The organism is Brachybacterium nesterenkovii (assembly GCF_900163655.1).
GTDB lineage: Bacteria > Actinomycetota > Actinomycetes > Actinomycetales > Dermabacteraceae > Brachybacterium > Brachybacterium nesterenkovii.
The window spans coordinates 31,821-53,248 of record NZ_FWFG01000048.1; the positions used below are offsets into that span (position 1 = coordinate 31,821).

General features: G+C 73.8%; 14 protein-coding genes. 2 read left to right on the forward strand and 12 right to left on the reverse strand.

All coding sequences use genetic code 11. The annotated features are described in order from the left end of the window. Positions 1–6: 6 nt before the first annotated feature. From FM110_RS04895 to FM110_RS04920, 6 genes are all read right to left on the reverse strand, one after another. A complete protein-coding gene (locus FM110_RS04895) occupies positions 7–801 on the reverse strand; it encodes an amino acid ABC transporter ATP-binding protein (protein WP_087103205.1) in 795 nt (264 codons plus the stop codon). Then, positions 801–1,778 (reverse strand): amino acid ABC transporter permease, encoded by a 978-nt coding sequence (locus FM110_RS04900; protein ID WP_200810170.1) that lies wholly within the window; start codon positions 1,776–1,778, stop codon positions 801–803. Before FM110_RS04900 ends, FM110_RS04895 begins: the two co-directional genes overlap by 1 nt. Then, complete coding sequence (locus FM110_RS04905) at positions 1,775–2,716, reverse strand: ABC transporter substrate-binding protein (protein WP_234991915.1); 942 nt, start codon at positions 2,714–2,716, stop codon at positions 1,775–1,777. The genes FM110_RS04900 and FM110_RS04905 overlap by 4 nt, the downstream gene beginning before the upstream one ends. A gap of 88 nt (positions 2,717–2,804) precedes the next feature. Then, on the reverse strand, positions 2,805–4,202 hold the full coding sequence (locus tag FM110_RS04910) for a beta-propeller fold lactonase family protein (RefSeq protein WP_234991916.1): 1,398 nt from the start codon (positions 4,200–4,202) through the stop codon (positions 2,805–2,807). 136 nt (positions 4,203–4,338) lie between these two features. After that, complete coding sequence (locus FM110_RS04915) at positions 4,339–6,393, reverse strand: ABC transporter ATP-binding protein (RefSeq protein ID WP_087103207.1); 2,055 nt, start codon at positions 6,391–6,393, stop codon at positions 4,339–4,341. Beyond that, the gene (locus FM110_RS04920; RefSeq protein ID WP_087103344.1) at positions 6,390–8,126 is read right to left on the reverse strand and encodes an ABC transporter ATP-binding protein; all 1,737 of its coding nucleotides are present in this window, start codon (positions 8,124–8,126) and stop codon (positions 6,390–6,392) included. The genes FM110_RS04915 and FM110_RS04920 overlap by 4 nt, the downstream gene beginning before the upstream one ends. 289 nt (positions 8,127–8,415) lie before the next feature. Here FM110_RS04920 and FM110_RS04925 point away from each other — a divergent pair, with 289 nt between their 5' ends. After that, positions 8,416–9,087, forward strand: coding sequence for a DUF6318 family protein (locus FM110_RS04925; protein ID WP_087103209.1), 672 nt, complete (start codon positions 8,416–8,418; stop codon positions 9,085–9,087). 93 nt (positions 9,088–9,180) lie between these two features. Here the strand turns inward: FM110_RS04925 and FM110_RS04930 are convergent, their stop codons facing one another. The 4 genes from FM110_RS04930 to FM110_RS04945 all read right to left on the reverse strand — a co-directional run bounded on the left by FM110_RS04930 (position 9,181) and on the right by FM110_RS04945 (position 15,851). Further along, positions 9,181–10,167, reverse strand: a complete 987-nt coding sequence (locus FM110_RS04930) for a class I SAM-dependent methyltransferase (protein WP_087103211.1) — start codon at positions 10,165–10,167, stop codon at positions 9,181–9,183. Positions 10,168–10,699: 532 nt separating this feature from the next. Further along, entirely contained in the window at positions 10,700–11,209 is a 510-nt protein-coding gene (locus tag FM110_RS04935; RefSeq protein ID WP_159457979.1) for a DUF456 domain-containing protein, read from the reverse strand. Positions 11,210–11,478: 269 nt separating this feature from the next. Continuing rightward, entirely contained in the window at positions 11,479–14,679 is a 3,201-nt protein-coding gene (locus tag FM110_RS04940; protein ID WP_087103216.1) for an AAA family ATPase, read from the reverse strand. Positions 14,680–14,690: 11 nt separating this feature from the next. Then, complete coding sequence (locus tag FM110_RS04945) at positions 14,691–15,851, reverse strand: exonuclease SbcCD subunit D (RefSeq protein WP_087103346.1); 1,161 nt, start codon at positions 15,849–15,851, stop codon at positions 14,691–14,693. 313 nt (positions 15,852–16,164) lie between these two features. Between FM110_RS04945 and FM110_RS04950 the strand changes: the two genes are divergently transcribed. Continuing rightward, on the forward strand, positions 16,165–17,562 hold the full coding sequence (locus tag FM110_RS04950) for an NAD(P)/FAD-dependent oxidoreductase (RefSeq protein ID WP_234991917.1): 1,398 nt from the start codon (positions 16,165–16,167) through the stop codon (positions 17,560–17,562). Between the two features lie 111 nt (positions 17,563–17,673). Here the strand turns inward: FM110_RS04950 and FM110_RS04955 are convergent, their stop codons facing one another. Both FM110_RS04955 and FM110_RS04960 read right to left on the reverse strand, forming a co-directional pair. Continuing rightward, positions 17,674–20,004 (reverse strand): DUF3488 and transglutaminase-like domain-containing protein, encoded by a 2,331-nt coding sequence (locus FM110_RS04955; protein WP_087103220.1) that lies wholly within the window; start codon positions 20,002–20,004, stop codon positions 17,674–17,676. Beyond that, the gene (locus FM110_RS04960; protein ID WP_087103222.1) at positions 20,001–21,425 is read right to left on the reverse strand and encodes a DUF58 domain-containing protein; all 1,425 of its coding nucleotides are present in this window, start codon (positions 21,423–21,425) and stop codon (positions 20,001–20,003) included. The genes FM110_RS04955 and FM110_RS04960 overlap by 4 nt, the downstream gene beginning before the upstream one ends. Positions 21,426–21,428 lie beyond the last annotated feature (3 nt).

A 21,428-nucleotide genomic window follows, 5' to 3' on the forward strand; every position in this document is an offset into this window, starting at 1 on the left:
AGGCCCTCAGAGCACGGAGGCGAGGAAGGACTGCAGGCGCTCCGAGCGCGGGTCGTCGATGATCTGCTCGGGCGCGCCCTGCTCGACGATCTCGCCGTCGGCCATGAACACGACCTTGTCGGCGACCTCGCGGGCGAAGCCCATCTCGTGGGTCACGACCACCATGGTCATGCCGCCCTGGGCGAGGTCCTTGAGCACGGTGAGCACCTCGGCCACGAGCTCGGGGTCGAGCGCGGACGTGGGCTCGTCGAACAGCATCAGCTCGGGCTCTATCGCGAGCGCGCGGGCGATCGCGACGCGCTGCTGCTGACCGCCGGAGAGCTCCGAGGGGTAGTGGTCGGCGCGGTCGGCCAGGCCCACCCGCTCCAGCAGCTCGCGCGCGGTCGCCTCGGCCTCGGCCTTCGGCCTGCCGAGCACCTGGACGGGCGCCTCCATGACGTTGCCCAGCGCCGTGAGGTGCGGGAACAGGTTGAAGCGCTGGAACACCATGCCCACGCGGGAGCGCTGGGCCGCGATCTGCTTCGGGGACAGCCGCTGCCAGCGGCCGTCGGCCAGCGGCTCCTCCTCGTACCCCTGGGTCACGCCGTCGATGCGGACGCGCCCGGCGGTCGGCTCCTCGAGCTGGTTGATGCAGCGCAGCAGGGTGGACTTGCCCGAGCCGGAAGGGCCGATGAGCACGCACACCTCGCCCTCGGCGACGGTGAGCGTGTTGTCCTTGAGCACGTGGACGGGGCCGAAGGCCTTGTGGAGGCTCTCGATCTCGATGAGGGGACGGGTCGGGACGGCGTCGGGTGCGGTCATCACAGCTCCACCTCCGGGAGGGTGTCCTTGGGGGTCGTGCCGGCGCTGTTGACGGCGGCCTGGCGGGAGCGCTTGGCGGACGGGCCCGTGTCGCGGTCGTCGAAGCCGCGGCCGAAGTAGCGCTCGAGGTAGTGCTGGCCCACCATGAGGATGCTGGTGATCGCGAGGTACCAGAAGGCGGCGACGATCAGCAGCGGCACGGGCGTAAACAGCTTGTTGGCGATCGCGTTGGTGGCGAACGTGAGGTCCAGGGTGAACGGCACCGCCAGCACCAGCGACGTGGTCTTGAGCATGCCGATGGTCTCGTTGCCCAGCGGCGGGATGATCACCCGCATGGCCTGGGGCACGATGATGCGCCGCAGGATCCTCCCGTCGCTCATGCCGAGCGCCTTGGCGGCCTCCGTCTGGCCGCGGTCCACCGAGTTCAGGCCCGAGCGGATGATCTCGGCCAGGTAGGCGCCCTCGTTCAGGCCCAGTCCCACGATCGCGCCGGCGAGCGCCGGGAACAGGTCGCGGGTGGAGAAGGAGAACAGCTCCGGACCGAAGGGCACGCCCAGGGCGATCTTGGGGACGATCACCGTGAACAGGCCCCAGAACACCAGCTGCGTGTACACCGGGGTGCCGCGGAAGACGAAGATGTACGCCCACGAGACGCCGCGGAGCACGGGGTTGGAGCTGCGCCGCATGATCGCCGCGGTGAGCGCGACGACGGTGCCCAGCACCATCGAGGCCGCGGTGATCAGCAGCGTCCAGCCGACGCCCTGGATCACCTTCACGTCCAGCAGGTAGGTGAACACCGTGGTCCAGTCGAAGACCGGGTTGACCACGAGGAAGCGGAGCAGCGCGGCGGCGAGCAGCGCGACGATGACGGCGCTGATCCAGGTGCCCGGGCGGGGGCTGCCCTTGGCGCGGATGCGGCCCGGGATCGGGTCGGCGCCCGGAGCGGGGGGCGGGGAGGAGGTCGTTGCGGTGCTCACGGCTGGGGGTCCACTTCCGATCGTTCGATCATGCCGGACTCGTTGCCCCACGCGGCGAGGATCTCGCGCATGCGGCCGGAGTCGATGAGGTGCTGCACGGCGCCCTGGAGGGCGGCGGCGAGCTCGGGCTGGTCCTTGGCGACGACGATCCCGTTCAGGGCCGAGTCCTCGATGCCGCCGATCTGCTCGAGCTCGCCGCGGGAGCGGTCGACGGCGTACGCCACGACCGGGGAGTCCGCGAGGAGGATGTCGGCCTTGCCGCCGGCGACAGAGGTCGCGGCATCGGCATTGCCCATGTACGGGAGGTCCGTGACGCCCTTGCCGCCGGCGTCCCGGCAGGCGGCGTCGAGCTCGACGACGACGTCGTCCATGTAGGTGCCGACCTGGTGGGCGGCGCGCGTGCCGCACAGGTTCTTCGGGTCGATCCCGTAGGGGTTGCCGGTCTTGACGGCATACGACATGCCGGCCCGGAAGTACGAGACCATCGAGACGGTCTGCAGGCGCTCCTCGTTGACGGTGAAGCTGGACATCCCCACGTCGTACTTCGATCCGATCGCCGGGATGATCTGCGCGAACACCGCCGACTCGGTGCGGGTGGCCAACCCCAGGACGCGACCGATCGCGGCGAGGATGTCCATGTCGTAGCCGACCGCCTGACCGTCGTCGCCCACGAACTCGCCCGGCGCGTAATTCAGCGCGGCGCCGTTGACGAGCTCTCCCCTGTCGCGGATGGCCGGGGGCAGGAGGGCGGCGAGCTCGGGGACCTCGGCGATGTCGGAGACGTCGACGACGGGGATCGCGTTCGATTCGGCGTCGAGGCGCTCGGAGGCGTGGGTGCAGGCCCCCAGCGCCGGGGCGGCGGCGAGGCCGAGGGCGCCCAGCGGGATCGCGCGCAGGAGCGTGCGCCGCGAGGCGGTCGGGGCGGGACGATCGATCACCACTGACTGTTATTCAGTAGGACGCATAGTTTTCAAATCGTGTGGTCGGTCCCGCGGTGCGCCGGGTCCGATATCCGGCCGGGCACCGTCATTCCTCCAGGTCCTCGGGCGCTCCCGAGGGCTCGCCCTCGGCCGGCGTCGTCTCGCCCGAGGACTCGCCAGCCTTCTTCGCTCTGTCCGAGTCGGCCGCGACGATGTCGAGCACGTCGATGCTGCCGCGGTAGTTCGCCACCCACACCCGGTGGTGCGCGGGCTCGTAGGCGACGCCCACGGGGTGCTCCCCCACCTTCACCCGTTCGATCTCCTCGAGCGTGTCGGCGTCGAAGGCCGAGAGGGAGTTCTCGTAGTAGTTGACGACGTAGAGGACCGTGCCGTCGGCCGAGATGTCCATCGAGCGCGGCTCGCGCCCCGTCTCCGCGCTCTTGATCACCTCGCCCGTCGCGGCGTCCAGCGTCACGAGGCGATCGGAGCCCGCCTCGGTCATGTGGATGCGCTTCCCGTCCGGGGACAGCACCAGGTGGCGGGGCTTGCGGCCCGTGTCCATCACCTTCTCGCTCGTCCCGGCCTCGAGGTCCAGGCGGTAGAGCTCATCGGCGTACATCGCCGTCACGTACGCGGTGCGGCTGTCCTCGAGCACGACGATCCCGCGCGGCGCCGCCTCGACGGGGATCGTCGCGGTCTCCTTCGCCTGGGCGAGATCCACGACCGAGACCGTCCGGTCGCACCAGTTCGACACGAGCGCACGCGTCCCGTCGGGCGTCAGCGTCACGTACTTGGGCACGCGGCCCACCTCGATCACCTGGTCCCAGACGCCCTTATCGGCGTCGTAGCGGAACAGGGCCGAGCGGCCGATCGCGTCGCCGCCGGTGCACTTGTCGGTGCCGTCCTCGCCGCTGCCCGGACCGGTCAGCGAGTACTGCGAGACGTAGGCGTAGCGGCCGTCCTTCGTCCAGACGGCCTCGACGGGGGCGCCGCGGGTCTCCCCCGCGCGCTCCGGGAAGCCGAAGTCGGCCAGGTCCACCGTGTCCTCGACGGTCCGCTCGAGCTCGAGGGTGCCCGCGTCGTACACGGTCATCGTGTGCTCGTAGAGCATGTTGTTGGCGATCACGCGGCCGTCGCCGCTGGCGACCACGGACTTGGGGCGGATGTCCCCCGTCAGGCGCTTGTGCCGCACCAGGCGGCCCTCGCGGGCGGGGAAGCCGAGCTCCTCCGCCTCCTGCTGCGCGTCGTCCCCGGCCGCGGCCTGGCTGTCGTCCGAGCCGGACAGCCGCCCGGTGAGCGCGGCGACGCCGAGCCCCAGCACGAGCACCGCCATGAGGGCGAGGGCGATGAGCACGACGATGCCGCGGCGCGTCGGCGCGAGGTGCGGGCCGTGCTGGCGACGGGCGGTGCGAGCGGATCCTGCATGGCCCGGGCGCCGCGCGGCGGATGCCCGCCCGGGGGCCGGCTGGCGCGCGGAGCGGGCGGGTCGTCTCGTCGCGGCCACGGCTCTCCCTCGCTGCCCGTGCAGGGCCGCAGCCCTCGGTCCCGGTCGAGCCTACGGGCGCGCGGCGGTGCGGCCGGAGCGGACACGCGGGCGCGGGCGATCACCCCCAGCCGGGCACCTCTCAGCCGGGCACCTCTCAGCCACCCATGCCCGACGGCGCGGGCGCCGCGGACGCGACGTGCTCCTCCTCGGTGTCGAGATCGGTGGCCGCACCCTCGAACTGGGAGGCGTACAGGCGCGCATAGGCGCCGTCCGCGGCGATCAGCTCGTCATGGCTGCCCTGCTCGACGATGTCGCCGTGCTCCATCACGAGGATGAGGTCCGCGTCGCGGATCGTCGAGAGCCGGTGGGCGATCACGAAGCTGGTGCGGCCCTCGCGCAGTCGGTTCATCGCGTTCTGCACCAGCAGCTCGGTGCGGGTGTCCACGCTCGAGGTGGCCTCGTCGAGGATCAGCAGCGACGGCTGGGCCAGGAACGCGCGGGCGATCGTCAGCAGCTGCTTCTCGCCGGCGGAGATGTTCGAGCCCTCGTCGTCGATCACCGTGTCGTAGCCCTCGGGCAGCTGGCGCACGAAGTCGTCGACGTGCGTGGCGCGCGCGGCCTCGAGCACCTCCTCGTCGGTCGCGTCGAGGCGGCCGTAGCGGAGGTTCTCGCGGATCGTGCCCTCGAACAGCCAGGTGTCCTGGAGGACCATGCCGGTGCGCTCGCGCAGCTGGCGGCGCGTGAGGTCGCGGATGTCCACGCCGTCGAGGGTGATGCGGCCGCCGTCGATCTCGTAGAAGCGCATCACGAGGTTCACGAGCGTCGTCTTGCCCGCGCCCGTGGGGCCGACGATCGCGACCGTCTGGCCGGGATCGGCCGTCAGCGAGAGGTCGGTGATGAGCTCGCGCTCGGGGCTGTAGGAGAAGCGGACGTGCTCGAACTCGACGCGGCCCTCGCGGATGCGGGAGGCGGCCGCGGTCGAAACGTCGGTCGCGGACTCCGGCTCCTGCTCCTCGGCGTCCAGCAGCTCGAAGACGCGCTCGGCGCTCGCGACGCCGGACTGCAGCATCGTGGCCATCGACGCGACCTGCGACAGCGGCTGGGTGAACTGGCGCGAGTACTGGATGAACGCCTGCACGTCGCCCAGCGTCATCGTCCCGGAGATCACCTTGAGGCCGCCCACGATCGCGACCGCGACGTACGCCAGGTTCCCCACGAACATCATCAGCGGCATGATCAGCGAGGACACGAACTGGGCGCCGAAGGAGGCGCGGTACATCTCCTCGTTGCGCTCCTCGAAGGAGCGGGACACCTCACGACGGCGCCCGAACACGTTCACCAGCTCGTGACCGCTGAAGGCCTCCTCGACCTCGGCGTTGACCTTGCCGGTCGCATCCCACTGCTGCTGGAACAGCTTCTGCGAGCGCCTGCCCACGATGCCCGTGACGACGAGCGCGAGCGGGATCACCACGAGCGAGATCAGCGTGAGCTGCCACGACAGGGTGAACATCATGACGATCACGCCGATGAGCGTGAGGATCGCGTTGATCAGCCCGGTGAGCGTGTTGATCAGCGTGTTCTGGATGTTGTCGATGTCGTTGGTGACGCGCGAGAGGATCTCGCCGCGCCGCATCCGGTCGAAGTAGGCCAGCGGCAGGCGGTGGATCTTCTCCTCGATCTGCCGGCGCAGGCGGTAGACCATGCGGAAGATGATGCGGTTGAGCAGCCAGCCCTGCAGCCACGTGAACACGGACGCCACGACGTACAGGCCGATCACCAGCAGCAGCACCCGGTGCAGGGCCGCGAAGTCGATGCCCTGACCGGGGGTCACGTCCATGCCGGTGAGCATGTCGGCCATCTGCGTCTGCCCCTGGGCGCGCAGGCCCGCGATGACCTGCTCCTTGGTGGTCCCGGCGGGCAGGTGCTGGCCGATCATCCCGGAGAAGATGAGGTCGGTGGCGCGGCCCAGGAGCTTCGGGCCGACGACCGTGAGGGCGACGCCGATGATGCCGACGAGGATGCCGCCGATCGCGTACTTCCCCTCCGGCCCCATCTCGCGCACGAGGCGCTTCGCCGACGGCCAGAAGTCCTTGGCGCTCTGGCCGGGCCGCAGGCCGCGCTCGGCGGCCTTCTCCGAGGCGAGCTCGGCGGCCTCCGCGGCCTCGTCGCCGCCGACGGGCGCGGTGGTGGCATTAGTCTGCTCGCTCACGCGGCCTCCTCCTGGGCGCCCTGGGAGGCGACGATCTCGCGGTAGGTGTCGCTCGTGGCCAGCAGCTCCTCGTGGCTGCCCTGGGCGATCACGCGCCCGTGGTCGAGCACGAGGATCAGGTCTGCGGCGGTGATGGTCGAAACGCGCTGGGCGACGATCAGCACGAGGGCGTCACGGGTCTCGGGCCGCAGGGCGGCGCGCAGCTTCGCGTCCGTCGTGAGGTCGAGGGCGCTGAACGAGTCGTCGAACAGGTAGATCTCGGGGCGGGCCACGAGGGCGCGGGCGATGCACAGGCGCTGGCGCTGACCGCCGGAGACGTTGGTGCCGCCCTGGGCGATCACGGAGTCGAGGCCGTCGGGCATCGCGGCCACGAAGTCGCGGGCCTGGGCGATGGTCAGCGCGTGCCACAGCTCCTCGTCGGTCGCATCGGGGCGCCCGAAGCGCAGGTTCGAGGCGACCGTGCCGGAGAACAGGTACGGCTTCTGGGGCACGAGGCCGATGCGGTCCCACAGCACCTGGGCCGACAGGTCCCGCACGTCGACGCCGTCGAGGCGCACCGTGCCCTCGGTGACGTCCATGAGGCGCGGCACGAGGTTCAGCAGGGTGGTCTTGCCGGCCCCGGTGCCGCCGATGATCGCGATCGTCTGGCCGGCCCGCCCGGTGAAGGAGATGTCTTCCAGGACGGGGTTCTCGGCGCCCGGGAAGGCGAAGGTGACGTCCTCGAAGGCGAGCTCGCCGCGGCCGGTGACCTCGGTGGCGCCGTGCGCGGGGACGACCACCGAGGTGGAGGTGTCCAGGACGTCGCGGATGCGCTCGGCGGAGACCATCGCGCGCGGGATCATCATCGTCATGAACGTGGCCATCATGACGGCCACGAGGATCTGGATCAGGTAGGCGATGAACGCCGTGATCGAGCCGACCTGCATCTCGCCGGACTCCACGCGCGGCGCCGCGAACCACAGCACCAGCACGCTCGAGAGGTTCAGCATGAGCAGGATGATCGGCTGGATGAGGATCATCAGCAGGCCCACGCGGCGGTTGGTGTCCGTGAGCAGCTCATTGGCCGTCTCGTAGCGGGCGCGCTCGTGGTCCTCGCGGGTAAAGGCCCGCAGCACGCGGATGCCGGTGATCTGCTCGCGCAGGATCAGGTTGATGCGGTCGATGCGCTCCTGCATGACGCGGAACAGCGGGGCGGCGCGCATGATGATCGCGCCGATGGCCAGCAGCATGATCGGGACCATCACGGCGATCAGCCAGGCCAGAGAGGCCTCCTCGCGCAGCGCCAGGATGATCCCGCCGATGCCCGTGATCGGCGCCTGCACCAGGAAGTTGAGCCCGAAGAACACGAGCATCTGCACCTGCTGGACGTCATTGGTCGAGCGGGTGATCAGCGAGGCCGTGCCGAAGCGGTGCATCTCCTGGCTCGAGTACGTGGCGACCTGGTCGAACACGCGCGAGCGCAGGTCGCGCCCCACCTGCATGGCCGAGCGTGCGGCGCAGTAGTTGGCGATCACGACGGCGACGATGTTGCCGAGGGTCACGAGGAGCATCCACGCGCCCAGGCGCCAGATCGTCGGGATGTCGCCCTGGGCGACGCCCTCGTCGATGATGTCGGCGTTCAGCGTCGGCAGGTACAGCGCGGCGAGCACGCCGAGCAGCTGGAAGAGCACGACGAGCACGATCCACCAGCGGTAGGGGCGCACGGAGCGCAGGATCAGGCGCAGCAGGGTCACGGGCATTCCTCTCGAGCGCGCACGGAAGGGGCGTCCGCTCGCGGATCGGAGCCTATCGGCGGGGTCCGACGAACGGCACGGGGAAATCCGCCATGTGTGGCGCGCGGTACGCGGCATTGCGCTGAGGGCGCACCGGCGGAGGTCTCCGGCCGGGGTGGCCGCGGTGGCGGTCAGCCCCGCGGAGCGCCTGGACTGCTCGGAGTGCTCGGAGCCGCCTGGGCGCCCGGAACCGCGCGGGCACCGGACCGAGCCTCGGCCTGCTCGGAGCCGCCTGGGCTACCGTGTCCGGGTGAGTCGTACAGCCCAGCGGATCGTCATCGCCGTCATCGCGCTCGCCCTCGTCGTCTCGATGGGGGCGGTCGGGCTCGCTGGCCTGTTCTCCTCCCCGGACGACACGCAGGCGCAGGACCCCGCCGACACCCGCGCCGCCGTCGACCCGTCGTCCCAGCCGCAGCCCTCCCCCACGGCTAAGCCCGAGGCGCCGGCGGAGATGGCGCAGCAGAGCCCCGAGGGCGCCCAGGCGACGCTACGCTACATGCTCGACTCCTACGCCTACATGATGGCCACCGGCGACACCGAGTCCTGGGAGGGCTCGATCTCCCCCGAGTGCCAGGTGTGCGTGCAGTTCGTCGCCAACGCGAAGCAGCTGCACACGCAGGGCGGCTGGTCCGTCGGCGGCGAGTTCACGGTCGGCGCGATGACGTTCCAGGGCAACGGCGAGCCCCCGGCCTCGGGCATCGCCACCGCCGAGTTCCACCAGGCCGAGCAGCGCATCATCGACGATCCCGCGAAGGAAGCGGCGACGATGCCCGAGGTCGACGCACAGATCCAGGCGTCGATGGTCTGGGACGGCGAGCGCTGGCGCGTGGGCGACATGTCGATCATCGAGCCGGGCACCGGGCCCTCGGACGCGGGCGGCGGTGCGGGCGCGGCCTCGGACGCGGGCGGCGCGGCGGGCTGACCGACGGGCGGGCGCGTCGGGCGCTCGTCCCGCCCAGCAGTCCGAGCGCGGCAGTACAGGTCACGGTCCTGGTCGGGACCGAGGTGGTGTTCGTCAGACGTCGGCGCGCAGCAGGAACAGGTCGGTCCGGTACGGGATGCCGACGATGCTCCCCGGCGCGTACCCCAGGTGCTCGTGGACGTACCAGTCGAGGTTGGCGAGCACCTTCTCGCGGCGCTCGGGCGATGCGGTGATGACGTAGCTGCGGGTGCGCGCGAGGTCAATCAGCTCCGGCGTGGGCCGCGGATCCTCCCAGCGGTGCACCACCCGCTCGACGATCCGCAGCCCGGCCGCGGTCGGCGGCGTGAAGTCGTCGCGCAGCACATCCCCGGCGTGCATGATCCGGCTGTAGCGGTGGACCCAGCCGATCGCGACATCGAGCGTGTTCCACACGAGGGCGAGGGTTCCGCCCGGGCGCAGGATCCGCGTCACCTCGGCGCTGGCGGCCTCGGTGTCGAACCAGTGCCAGGCCTGGGCGGCGGTCACGAGGTCGACGGAGTCGTCGGGCAGGCCCGTGGCCTCGGCGGTGCCCACGAGGGTGCGCAGGCGGGGCCGGGCGGGGCCTGGGCCGTCAGCCCCGTCCGCATCCGTGCGCGTGGGCGAGATGCCGGGGCCCGCGGCGAGGGCCGCGTCGAGCATCGAAGCACTGGGGTCGATCGCGATGACGTCCAGACCGCGGTCCGCCAGCGCCCGGGAGAGCTTGCCCGTGCCGGCCCCGAGGTCGGCGACCGTGGTGGTCGCCCGTGCGGGTGGCAGCTGCGGGCGCTCCTGTGAAGGAAGGGACATCGCCGCAGGGCTGAGCAGCGTCGAGGGGCCCGGCGAGGTCGAGTACCTGGACCTCGCTGTGTCGACCGCGTGCACGGCATCGAGGATCGCATCGATCACCGGGGCCGGGTAGCCGGGGCGCAGACGGTCATAGTCATCCCCCTGCCCGGCGAACGCCGAGGCCAGCTCGCGGTGCCGCTCGGGCGTGCCGAACACCGGGGCACTGCGCCGCGACACCGGCGGGACGGGCGGGTGCGAGCGGTCGGGGGCAGGCATGCCTCCGATCCTAGGTGCGCGATCTCGGACGCCCGCGGCCCCGGTGCGGCATGCGCACCGGGCTGCTCCCCTGACGGACGGTTCCGGCGCGACGGCCGACCCGGTCTGCCGCGACGGCCCGTGACGGCAGGCCCCCACCTGCCGCCACGGATGCGGGCTCCCCCGATGCCCGCGCCGCGGCGATCTCGACGGGCCCCGGACCCCGTGGGGTCAGCCCCCGGCAGACGCCGTCTCGAACTGGTCACAACGCTAAGCGGCGGCGCGACCAGCGTCGATGGGGACAACTCCCCTGGGGAGAGGTGCCCATCGCGGCGCTGGGCTGCCCCGCCACGGCATCGCCCCCTGTCCCCCGCACCGAGTGCCAGCCTGCGACTCATCCGCGCCCGAATCTGAGTCCCAGCGTGACACTCGGCACCGACGGCGGGCGCCACACGGACATCTACCCGCACCACTGCCGAGGGCACCCCCGGCGGCGCGGCGGCACGGCGACCCGGTAGCCAGCGAGACGACGACGGGCCGAGCCTCCCTGGCGTCAGAGGCTGATGAAGTGGACCGTCGCCGCGATCGCGAAGGTCAGGGTCGACAGGAAGCCGAGGCCCAGCTCGGCGAGGATGCCCAGGCCCAGCGACTTCACCGCGATCCACGAGGAGTCCCATGCGAGCTTCGGGTCCTTGCGGCGCGCCCACTCGGCCCCGTACAGGCCCAGCAGGAAGCCGATGAACAGCCCCAGGAACGGGATGACGAAGATGCCGACGATGCCTGCGGCGATGCCCACGAGGATCGGCCAGGTCGGGACCTCCGCGTCCTTCAGCCGTTTGCCCGTCAGCACATAGCTGCAGGTCATGCCCGCGATCGAGAAGACGGCGACGAGGGCGAAGGCGACCCATGAGGTCCAGCCGCCGGTGAGGATCGCCCACACGAGCATGGTCACGAGGATCGTGATGGAGCCCGGGAGCACGGGGACGACGATGCCGGTCAGACCCACCAGGAACAGGATCCCCGCGATGATCGTCGCGAGGATGTCGATGGTCAGGGAATCCACGGGACCTCCGGTCGATGGGGCGGGCGCGGCTCTCGCGCCGAGCGGGGCCATCGTAGCGGGGCGCTCCGCACGGCTCCCGATGCGTGCTCACCGCCTCAGCGCCCGGCCTGCAGGGCCCGCCCCAACGGCGCTCGCACCGGGCCTGCCACCGTCAGCGCACGACTGCCGCGGTGCGCACGACTGCCGCGGCGCTCACGATGATCGCCGCGCTCGCGCCGGACCTGCCGCGTCGCCGTCGGGCTCCCCGCACAGGCTCGCGGCTCTGCTCCTCACGCGGTCACGGCCACCGCCGAGGTCCGGTCCGGGAGGCGGCGCACGTGGACCTGCTCGGGGATGCGCGCCTTGAGCTCGCCGACGTGGGAGACGATGCCGACCACGCGGCCCGTCTCGGACAGGCGGCCGATCTCCCCGATCACGGCGTCGAGGCGCTCGGGGTCCAGGCTCCCGAAGCCCTCGTCGATGAACAGGGTCTGCATCTGCACGCCGCCGGCCTCGGCGGTGACGATGTCCGCGAGCCCGAGCGCGAGGGCGAGGGACACGAAGAAGGTCTCGCCGCCGGACAGGGTCGCGGGGTCGCGCGGCAGGTCGGTGCGGCGGTCGATGACGCGCAGGTCCAGGCCGGTGCGCTGCGCGCCGCGACCGGTCGTGGCCCGCACGAGCTCGAGGTCCGCCCCGGACAGCAGCGACAGACGCGCGTTGGCCGCGGACACGACGTCCTCGAAGCGGCGCATGAGCACGTAGGTCGACAGGCGCACGCGCTCCCCGTCAGCGGAGCCGCCGGTGGCGAGGTCCGCGACGCGCAGGATGACGCCCGCCGTGGCCTGCACCGACACCACGGCGTCGCTCGCGCGGGCGAGGGACTCGCGGGCCGTCGCGGTCCGCGCGGCGGTGGCCGCACGACGCCCCGCCTCGGCCTGGGCCAGGCGGGCGGTCTCGGCCGCGACAGTGAGAGCCGTCTCGGCGTCCTCGACGGCCGTGCGGGCGGCGGCCTCGGCCTCGTCGCTCGGGTCGGCGTCGGCGATGCCGGGCTCGGCCATCCCGTCGGTCAGGCGCGAGGCGTCGACGGCGCGTCGCTGGGCGGCCTCGGCGATGCCGGTGCGCTCGGCGGGGGCGAGCGCGGCGGCCCGGGCCTCCGCGGCGTCGGCGAACGGCTCGAGGTCCTCGTCGCCCAGCGCCACCGCGGCCGTCTCCAGCGCGGCATCGAGCTCGGTGCCCGCCTCGGCCGCACTGGCCGCGGCCTGCACGGCGGCATCGACGAGGCCCTGGAGCGCGACGGCGGCGCGGGCGCGACGGCTGTGGTGGTCGCGGCGGGCGGCGACGCTCGCATGCTCGCCGCGCGCTGCGCGGATGCGCTCGGCGTCTCGCGCGAGGGCCTCGGCCGCTGCGGCGATCGCGGTCGCCTGCTCCCGCGCGGCCAGGGCGCGCCGCTGCTGCGCCTCCTGCATGGCGGCGGTGCGGCGGTCGTGCTCCTCGACGGCTGTCCCGAGCTTCTCCGCGTCGCGGGCACACGACTCCGCGTGCGCGAGCGCGGTGCGGGCGGCCTTGAGCGCGGCCTCGGCGTCCTCGATGGAGAGCCCGCCCGCGGCCTCGGCAGCGGCGTGACGGCGGGCCTGAGCGACCTCGAGCGCGGTGCGTGCGGCGGCCGCGGCGGCATCGGCGGCGCGGCGCGTCTCCTCCGCCTCGGCGACGGTCTCGGCGTTCACATGGTGGGCGTCGGGAGCGGCGGGCCGCGGGTGCTCGAGCGCGCCGCACACGGGGCATGCCTCCCCGTCGGCGAGGTCGAGGGCGAGCTCGGCCGCGAGGCCCTCGGTGCGGCGTCGCCGCAGGTCGGCCTCGGTCTCCTGGGCGCGAGCGGCCGCCCGCAGCACGTCCTCGGCGCGGGTCTGAGCGGTCTCGACCGCGGCCTCCTGTCGGGCGGCATCCTTCGCCGCCGCGGAGCGCTCCTGCGCCGTCTGCACGGCCACGGCGGCGGCGGCGCGGTGCTCGGCCTCGGCCTGGGCCTCCCGCTGCCGCGCGATGAGCTGCTCGCGCTCGGCGGGGCGGGCGGCGAGGGCTTCGGCGTCGGCGGCGGAGCGGGCCTCGAGCGCGGACTGCTCCTCGCGCCGGGCCGCGAGGTCCTTCTCCCGTGCGGGCAGCTCGGCCTCGAGGGCGACGAGGGCGGTGAGCTCGCCTGCACGCCCGGTCTCCGCCTCGGCGAGCGCGGCGAGGGGCCGGGCGGCAGCCGAGCCGTCGCCCGGGGCCTCCGCCTCTCCCCCGGCCCGTCGCGCGGCGTCGGACGAGGTCGGAGCCTCCACCGCCCCCTCCCCTGCGATCGCGCCCTGTGCCCCTGCCGTCTCCGCGAGGTCCGGGTCCTCGGTGCGGGTCGCTTCGACGGCGCGGTCGAGCTCCTCGCGCGACCGCGCGGCTGCGGTCTCGGCTCGTCCGCTGCGCTCGGCGGCGGCGATGACCGGGGCGGCGGCACGGTCGCGCAGCAGTCGGCGCGCGCCCTCGTCGTGGGCGGGAGCCTCATCGGCGAGACGTGCGGCGAGGGCGTCGAGCTCCCGGCGGCGCCGGATCCGCGCGAGCGCCTCGCGGGCGGCATCGCGGGCGCCCCGGCGCTGCACCTCGTCCTCGGTCGCCGCGGTCGCCGCCGTCTGGGTCGTATCGCGCGCGGACTGCGCCGCCGCGAGCGCGGCATCGGCGGTCTCGGCGATCTGCTCGAGCTCGAGCGCGCCGGCATGCGCCTCGAGGGCCTCGCGGGCATCGTCGTCCAGGGCCGCGGCCTCGGCGAAGCGCGCGACGGACGCCGTGAGCACGCCCGCGGCCTCCGTGACGGACCGCTTGGCGTCCTTGCGCATCTCCACCAGGCGCGCCTCGACGTCCTCGTAGATCGCGGTGCCGAACACGCGGGTCAGCACGGCCTGGCGCTCGGCGGTGTCGGCGGTGAGGAAGCGCGCGAACTCGCCCTGGGGCAGCAGCACGGTCTGGGTGAACTGCTGGCGGGTCAGGCCGATCGCGCGGGTGATCTCCGCGCCGATCTCGTCGAGCCGGCTCGAGATCGGCGTGAGCCCCGCCCCGGCGCCCGCGCCGTCGGCGATGACCTGCTCGATGAGGTCGGGCGAGCCCAGGCGCCACAGCACGCCCTTGGCGTTCTCCCGGGTGGTGCCGCTGCCGCGCCGCTTGGCCCGCTGGTACTCCGGCTCGCGGCGCACACGGTAGATGCCTGAGCCGGTCTCGAAGATGAGGTCGACGACGCTGGGCTCGGTGGGCGGCGCGAACTGGGAGCGGATGCGCTCGTTGCCGCGCTTCATGTCCGCACCGGCGATGCTCCCGTAGAGCGCGTAGACGATCGCGTCGAGGATCGTGGACTTGCCCGAGCCGGTGGGCCCCTCGAGCAGGAACAGCCCGCTGGCCCCCAGGGCGGCGAGGTCCAGGGAGACCTCGTCGCGGAAGGGGCCGATGCCCTTGAGGCGCAGGTGGTGCAGTCGCATGGCGTCTCTCCTCAGGAGGCCTCGGCACGGCGGGCGCGCACGGCGGCGTAGGCGTCCTCGAGCACGGCATGCTCGGCGGCGTCGGGGGCGGCACCGGTGACGTGGGCGAAGAACTCGTCCATCACCTCGACGGGGTCGGCGCCCTGGCGCACCACCGGGGTGATCGCGACGGCGTCCCGGCCCTCGGGGGCGAACTCGGTGAGCAGCAGGTGCGGGAGGGCCGCCCGGAGGGTCTCCTGCAGGTGCGCAGGGCGCGCCGGATCGGTGACGACGGCCTTGACGCGGTCCTCCGCGTGCCCGGGGGCGCGCTCGAGGATCTGCGCGAGCGTGCCGCGCAGCTCGACGAGACGGCGGCCGGCCGGGGTGGGACGACGGTCGACCGCGACCTCGCCGCCCGCGCCCAGCTCGACGAGCAGGACGGACTTGCGCTGGTCCTTCTCGGAGAAGGAGAAGGCGAGCGGGGAGCCGGAGTACCAGGCCGGGGCGCCGACGGTCCGGGTCATGTCCTGGCAGCCGTGGAGGTGCCCGAGCGCCAGGTAGTCGATCCCGCCGAGCAGGGCGCCGGGCACCGAGTCGACGCCGCCGATGCGCAGGTCCCGCTCGGAGTCGCTGCCCGTCCCGCCGGTCACGAACGTGTGGGCCAGGACGACGGAGCGGGCGCCCGGGTGGTCGGCCAGGCGGGAGCGCACGCGGTCCAGCGCCGCGACGGTCACGGCCTCGTGGGAGCGAGCCAGGGGCTCGCCGCCCTCCGGCGCGAGGGTGAAGCGGGCGATGTCGGGCTCCAGGTAGGGCAGGCCGAAGAACAGCACCTCCCCGTGCGCGTCCTCGAGGATCACCGGGTGGTCGAGCCCCGGGGTGTCCGCGAGGATGTGCACGCCCGCGCGCATGAGCTCGGCGCCGAAGCCCAGGCGGGTCGCGGAGTCGTGGTTGCCCGGGGTGAGGATCACCGTCGAGACCTCCGCGAGGCGCGCGAGGGTGCGCGAGAGCAGCCGGACCGCGTCCACGGGCGGGACCGCGCGGTCGTACAGGTCGCCGGGGATGACGACTGCGTCGACCGCCTCCGTGGCCGCGAGCTCCACCAGCCAGTCGTGGAATCGGACCTGGTCATCGTGCAGATCGACGCCGTGCAGGGTGCGCCCCAGGTGCCAGTCCGAGGTGTGCAGGATCTTCATGGTGATCACCCTAAAAGAGGGGTCCGACGAACGAAGCGCGCCGGACAGGGCTGCTACTTTTCAACACTCCCTTGTGCTAATGAGTCGAAGTGGGTTGCGATCCCTTGTACGGCTCGGGTGCCCTGTGACCCCGCATCCCCGCCGCCTTAGGCGACCGTGCAATCCCCCATCGGCCTGCCCCGACCCCGCCGCGTCGCCTACCCTCGAGGCAGAGGCGCCGATGCCGTCGCCCCGTCCGCCCCGTCCCCGATCGGCCGCGGCCCGCAGATCGCCCCCGATCACGGGATCCGAGCCGCCCAAAGGAGCATCCGCCATGCCCGCGTCGCCCGTGGTTTCCCGTCCCCGTCGTCGGACCATGCCGTCCCTCCGCCGCCGCACCGTCCCCGCGCCCGACGGGGCGCACTGGCCCCACGTCGTCGTGGTCGGCGGCGGCTTCGCGGGGGCGAACGCCGTGCTGGGGCTCACGGACACGAAGGTCCGCATCACCCTCATCGACCGCAACCTGTACAAGACGTTCCAGCCGCTGCTGTACCAGGTGGCGACGGCGGGGCTGAACCCGGGCGACGTCACGATGATGCTGCGCGGGCTGTCGCTGAAGGTGCCCAACATGCGGTTCCGCCAGGGCGTCGTGACGGGCGTCGACCCGCAGGCGAAGACCGTCACGGTCGAGGGGGCGTCGGAGCCGTGGACCCTCGCCTACGACTACCTGGTGCTCGCCAACGGCGCCACCACCACGTTCTTCGGCACCCCGGGCGCCGAGGAGAACGCGATGCCGATGTACACGCGCGCGCAGGCCCTGCGGATGCGCGACCGGATCTTCGCCGAGCTCGAGCGCACGAGCCGGGCGGGCGACGGGGATCGCCTGTGCGTGTCCGTCGTGGGCGGCGGCCCGACGGGCGTGGAGATCGCGGGCGCGCTGGCGGACTTCCGCCGTCAGGAGCTGGACATCCTCTACCCGGAGATGGACCCGGGCACGCTGCACATCCGCCTGATCCAGCGCGGCACCGAGCTCATCAAGGAGTTCGACCCGGGGCTGCGGGAGTATGCGGCCGATGAGCTCGAGGCCCGCGGCGTCGAGCTGAGCCTGGGGCACGGCGTGAAGTCCGTCGGCTACGACTACGTGGAGCTCGACGACGGCTCGATCCTCGAGTCCGACATCACCGTGTGGGCCGCGGGCGTGGCGATCCCGGACTGCGTCGCCGACTGGGGCCTGCCGCAGGTCAAGGGCGGGCGCCTCGACGTCGAGGAGGACCTGCAGGTCAAGGGCTTCCCCGGGGTGTATGCGGCGGGGGACATGGCCGCGCAGGCCGATCCCCTCCCCCAGCTCGCGCAGCCCGCGATCCAGACCGGCTGCCACGTCGCGGAGATGATCCACGCGGACGTCCACGGCGGGGCGCACAAGCCCTTCCGGTACAAGAACCTGGGCACGATGGCGACGATCGGACGGCGCGCCGCGATCGCGGACATCCCCGGGGTGGGGAGCCTGACGGGCACCGCGGGCTGGTTCGCCTGGCTGGGCGTGCATGTGGCCAAGCTGCTGGGCCACCGCAATCGGCGGGCCGTGACGATGAACCTGCTGTCGCTGTACACGGGGACGCGCTCGACCCATCAGCCCAACCCGATCCTGGGCGATATCGACTCCGTCGCCGCGCAGCGCGAGTTCGAGAACCACGCCGGCGATCGGAAGTTCGGGCCCGGTTACCTCTCCTGACCTCAGCTGACAGATCGACCAGGTCCCTCCGTCCGGTGCGGCCGGCGTTCTCGGCCTGCGCCCGGTCTTCGGCGTCGGTCCCCGCTTCGGCGTCGATCCCGTTCCCCCGCGTCAGCCGCGGTCGCGCCGAGGCCGTGCGGACAGGCGCTCGGCATCGGCGCGGATCGCGGCGAGACGCTCGACCGCACCGCTCGACCGCGACGGCGCGTAGCGGGCGCGGGCGACGGCGGCACCCAGGTGAGCGGCCGCGGCGCGGTCCTCGTCCTCGACCGCCAGCCCGGCCCGTTCCCGCTGGGCGAGCAGGTCGGCGAGCGCCGCACGCGGCGGCAGCGACGGGTCCAGCCGCTCCGGCGACCCGCCACCACGAGCCCCACGGCCGGGAGCCCCTGCCCCGGGAGTCCCTGCGCCGCGGGGCCGCCAGCGTCGGCGCCGTGCGAGCGTCCGCTCGAGCTCGTCCCAGGCCAGCAGCGCCGTCGCGCGCTCCGGCTCTGTCGCCGCGGCGGCCTGCTCCCAGCGCCGCTCGACGGCCCGGCGTCGTGCACGCACCAGCGCGATCGCCCCGCCGGCCAGCGCGAGCAGTCCGAGGACGGCCCCGAGGGCGGCCTGCGGGATGCGCCCCGCCGTCGACGGAGACTGCGTCGCCGCGGCGCTCGTGCTCGAGGCCGTCGGCGCCGGAGCGGTCGGCGCGGCGCCCTCGGGTGTCGGGTCCTGGGCGGCCGACGTGGTCGGCTCGGGGGTCGCGGTGGGCTCGGCGGCGTCGGCGGACGCATCGCGGTCGGGTCGGTCGATGCCGCTGGGCGCGGCCGCCGGGGTGGGCTCGAAGCGGATCCACCCGAGCTCGGGTCCGAACCACACCTCCGGCCACGCGTGCGCGTTGCGGCTGGTCACCACGTGCTCGTCGCCCTGCGCTGTGCCCGCGGTGAAACCGATCGCGACGCGCGCGGGATGCCCCTCGGCGATCATCATCAGCGCGAACGTGGCGGCGAACTGCTCGCAGTAGCCGCGGCGGTCGTGGAGGAACGAGACGACGGGGTCCTCGCCGAGCGGCGTGCGCGCCTGCAGGTCGTAGGCGAAGGAGCCGCGGAAGTAGTCCTCGTAGGCGAGCGCGAGGTCGTAGACGGTCTGCGCGCCGGAGTCCTCGCGGACCTGGCGGGCGAGGGAGGCGACGAGCGGGGGCACCTCGGCGGTGATCTCGCCGGAGTCGAGGGGCCCGGTGAGGTCCTCGGGGGCGACGGCGCGCAGGGACTCGGCATCGGCCGGGGCGGGGGCGGCGGCGACCGCGTAGGTCGTCCCGGCCAGCGGACGCGGCTCGCGGGAGTCGAGCGCGAGCTCCCCGCGCCCGTCGCGGTCGGCGGGGATGCCGAGGGTCCCTGTGTCGGCCCAGCGGATCCGGTCCGGGGCCGGCAGGGTGTCGGAGGCCAGGTCGGTCACGGACAGGTCGTAGCGGTGGGTGCCCTCGGGCGGCTCCGGCGCGCTCATGCGGTCGGAGGAGGCCTGCTGGCCCGGGGAGCCGAGGCCGCGCTGCCAGTCGCCGTCGGCGTAGGCGGTGAGGGTGTGCAGGCGCAGGTAGCCGGGCTGCGGGTCGTCGGTGCGGTAGCGCAGCACCTCCGTCTCCTGCGCCTGCTGGAGGTCGCGGCGCACTGAGACGCTGTCGTCGATCATCACCGGGCCCGCCGAGCCGCCCAGCCCCCATTGTGCGAGCATGCCCGCGGTCACGGGCCCCTGGGGGACCGCGGCGGTCGGGAGCACCGGGGCGAGGACGGGGCCCAGGCCCAGCACGGCGGCGCTCGCGACGGCGGCGACGACGGTGCCGCGGATCGAGGCGAGCGAGGGCAGCAGCCACAGCAGCAGGGCTCCGGCGATCGGGCCGGCGATGGTCCACCAGGGGCCGCCGTCGGGGACCATGAGCACGGGGGCCAGGGCGAAGGCCGTCAGCGTCAGGCCCGCAGGACCGGGCCGGTCGAGGTCGACCACCAGCGTGTCGAGGACCAGGGCGATGAGGCCCAGCAGGAGGATGAGGGTGATGAGGCCGCCGCCGTGGACGCGGGCGGGCGGCGCGGCGCTCCCCAGCTGCAGCAGCCCGCGGCCGATGAGGTCCACCTGGCCGGTGATGGCGGAGGTGAGAGAGGGGCCGAGGGCGAGGGTGCCGGTCGCGGCTTCGGTGGCGAGGATCGCGAGCCCGAGGCCCAGCATCTGGGCGAGCGGCACCGGCAGCCACCGCGGCCCGAGGGCGCGCACGAGCAGGCCGGGGGCGGTGATCGCGAGGCCCCCGACGGCGGTGACCAGCAGCGGGCCCGGGGGCTCGAGCAGCAGCGCCAGCGGGGGGCACGCCAGGAGCAGGGCGATCAGCACGGCGAGCGCGCGCAGGGCGGGGCGGAGACGGTCGGCGGCGCCGGGTCGGTCGGTGCTGCGACGGTCGCCCGTGCGGGTCGCGGCGCTCATCGTGTCGCCGTCCCGGTGGCGCCGAGGGCCTCGAGGGCGTCGGCGAGCGGCGTCCCGACCGTCAGCTCGACCACGTCCCAGCCCCCGCCGCGCCCCGCCTCGGGGGCGGTGCGGGCACCCGGGGCGACGGCGACCGCGAGGCGCCGGCCCGCCCGTCCCGTGAGCGGGGAGAGCTCCGCCAGGTGCGCGGGCAGCCCGGCACCGCCGAGGGTGCCGTCGTCCGCAGCGCCCCGTTCGCCCCCCTGGGAGACGCGGTGCTCCGCCGCGCCCGTCGGACGGGGCCCCAGGCTTGTCGATCCCACGACGACCGCGAGGCCCACCCCGCCGGTGGTGATGCCGCCGGACGGGGCGGCGTGCAGAAGCGCCCCTGCAGGGCCGGGGCCGACGGCGCCACCACCGCGGTCATCGCGGCCGCTTTCGCCACCGCCGCCCGCGTGATCGCCGCCGCCGTCGTCCTCGGCGGTGCGGAAGCGCAGGCGGGCGAGCGCGAGCAGGGCGGCGCGGACGGCCTCGGCATCGGCGGCGAGGGCCGGGGCGCCCGCCTCCCCCGTCGCGGCCAGCGGCGGGGTCTCGGCCACGATCTCCTCGCCGCGCGCATCGAGCATCCGCACGCCCCAGCCCTGCGCGCGCAGGATGGTCCACAGGCTCGCGGCGAGGGAGACGATCCGCTCGCGCACGGCCTCGTCCGCCCCGGCATGGGAGCGGTCGTCGAGGACGATCGCGGCGGTCGCGGCGGCGGCCGGCTCGTCCTCGCGCGTCATCAGGCGGTCCGTGCGGGCGCTCGCCCGCCAATGGATGCGGCGCAGGTCGTCGCCGGGGACGTAGGGCCGGGCGAGGGGGCCGATGTCCCCGGCACCGGGCGCGGCGGCGCTCATGCGTCCATCGGCGGCGAGGCCCGCGCGCCGCGGCAGCGCGTCGGGGACGGCCTCGATCCGCGGGAGCGCGGTGATGCTGCCGCCGGGGTGCTCGGTGCGGCTCAGGCGCCACATCCCCAACGGGTCGACGGCGCGGATCCGGCAGGCGCCGAGGTCGTGCTCGCCGCGGCCCTGCGCGATCAGCCGGTGGGACATGTCGGCGCCCAGCGGAAGCACCCCGGGGCCGCCGAGCGCGGGTGGGAGGGCGCAGCGCACGGTCCCGCGGGCGAGGGGGATGCGGGCGATGACGGCGCGCGGGGCGAGCGCGAGGTCCACGCGGACGCCGTCGCCGACGGGCACCGCGTCCTCCTGGACGCGGCGGTGCAGGCGCAGGCCCGGCAGCGCCAGGGCGAGGCAGAGGGCGGAGACGGCCAGGACCACGCAGAGCGCGGCGGCGACGTCGCGCGGCGCCCGCAGCCCCAGGCCCGCGGAGCCGGCCAGGAGCACGACGGTCGCGAGGATCACGGCGAGGCCGCGGGCGATCGGCCGCAGGGTCGTGCCGCGCACCGG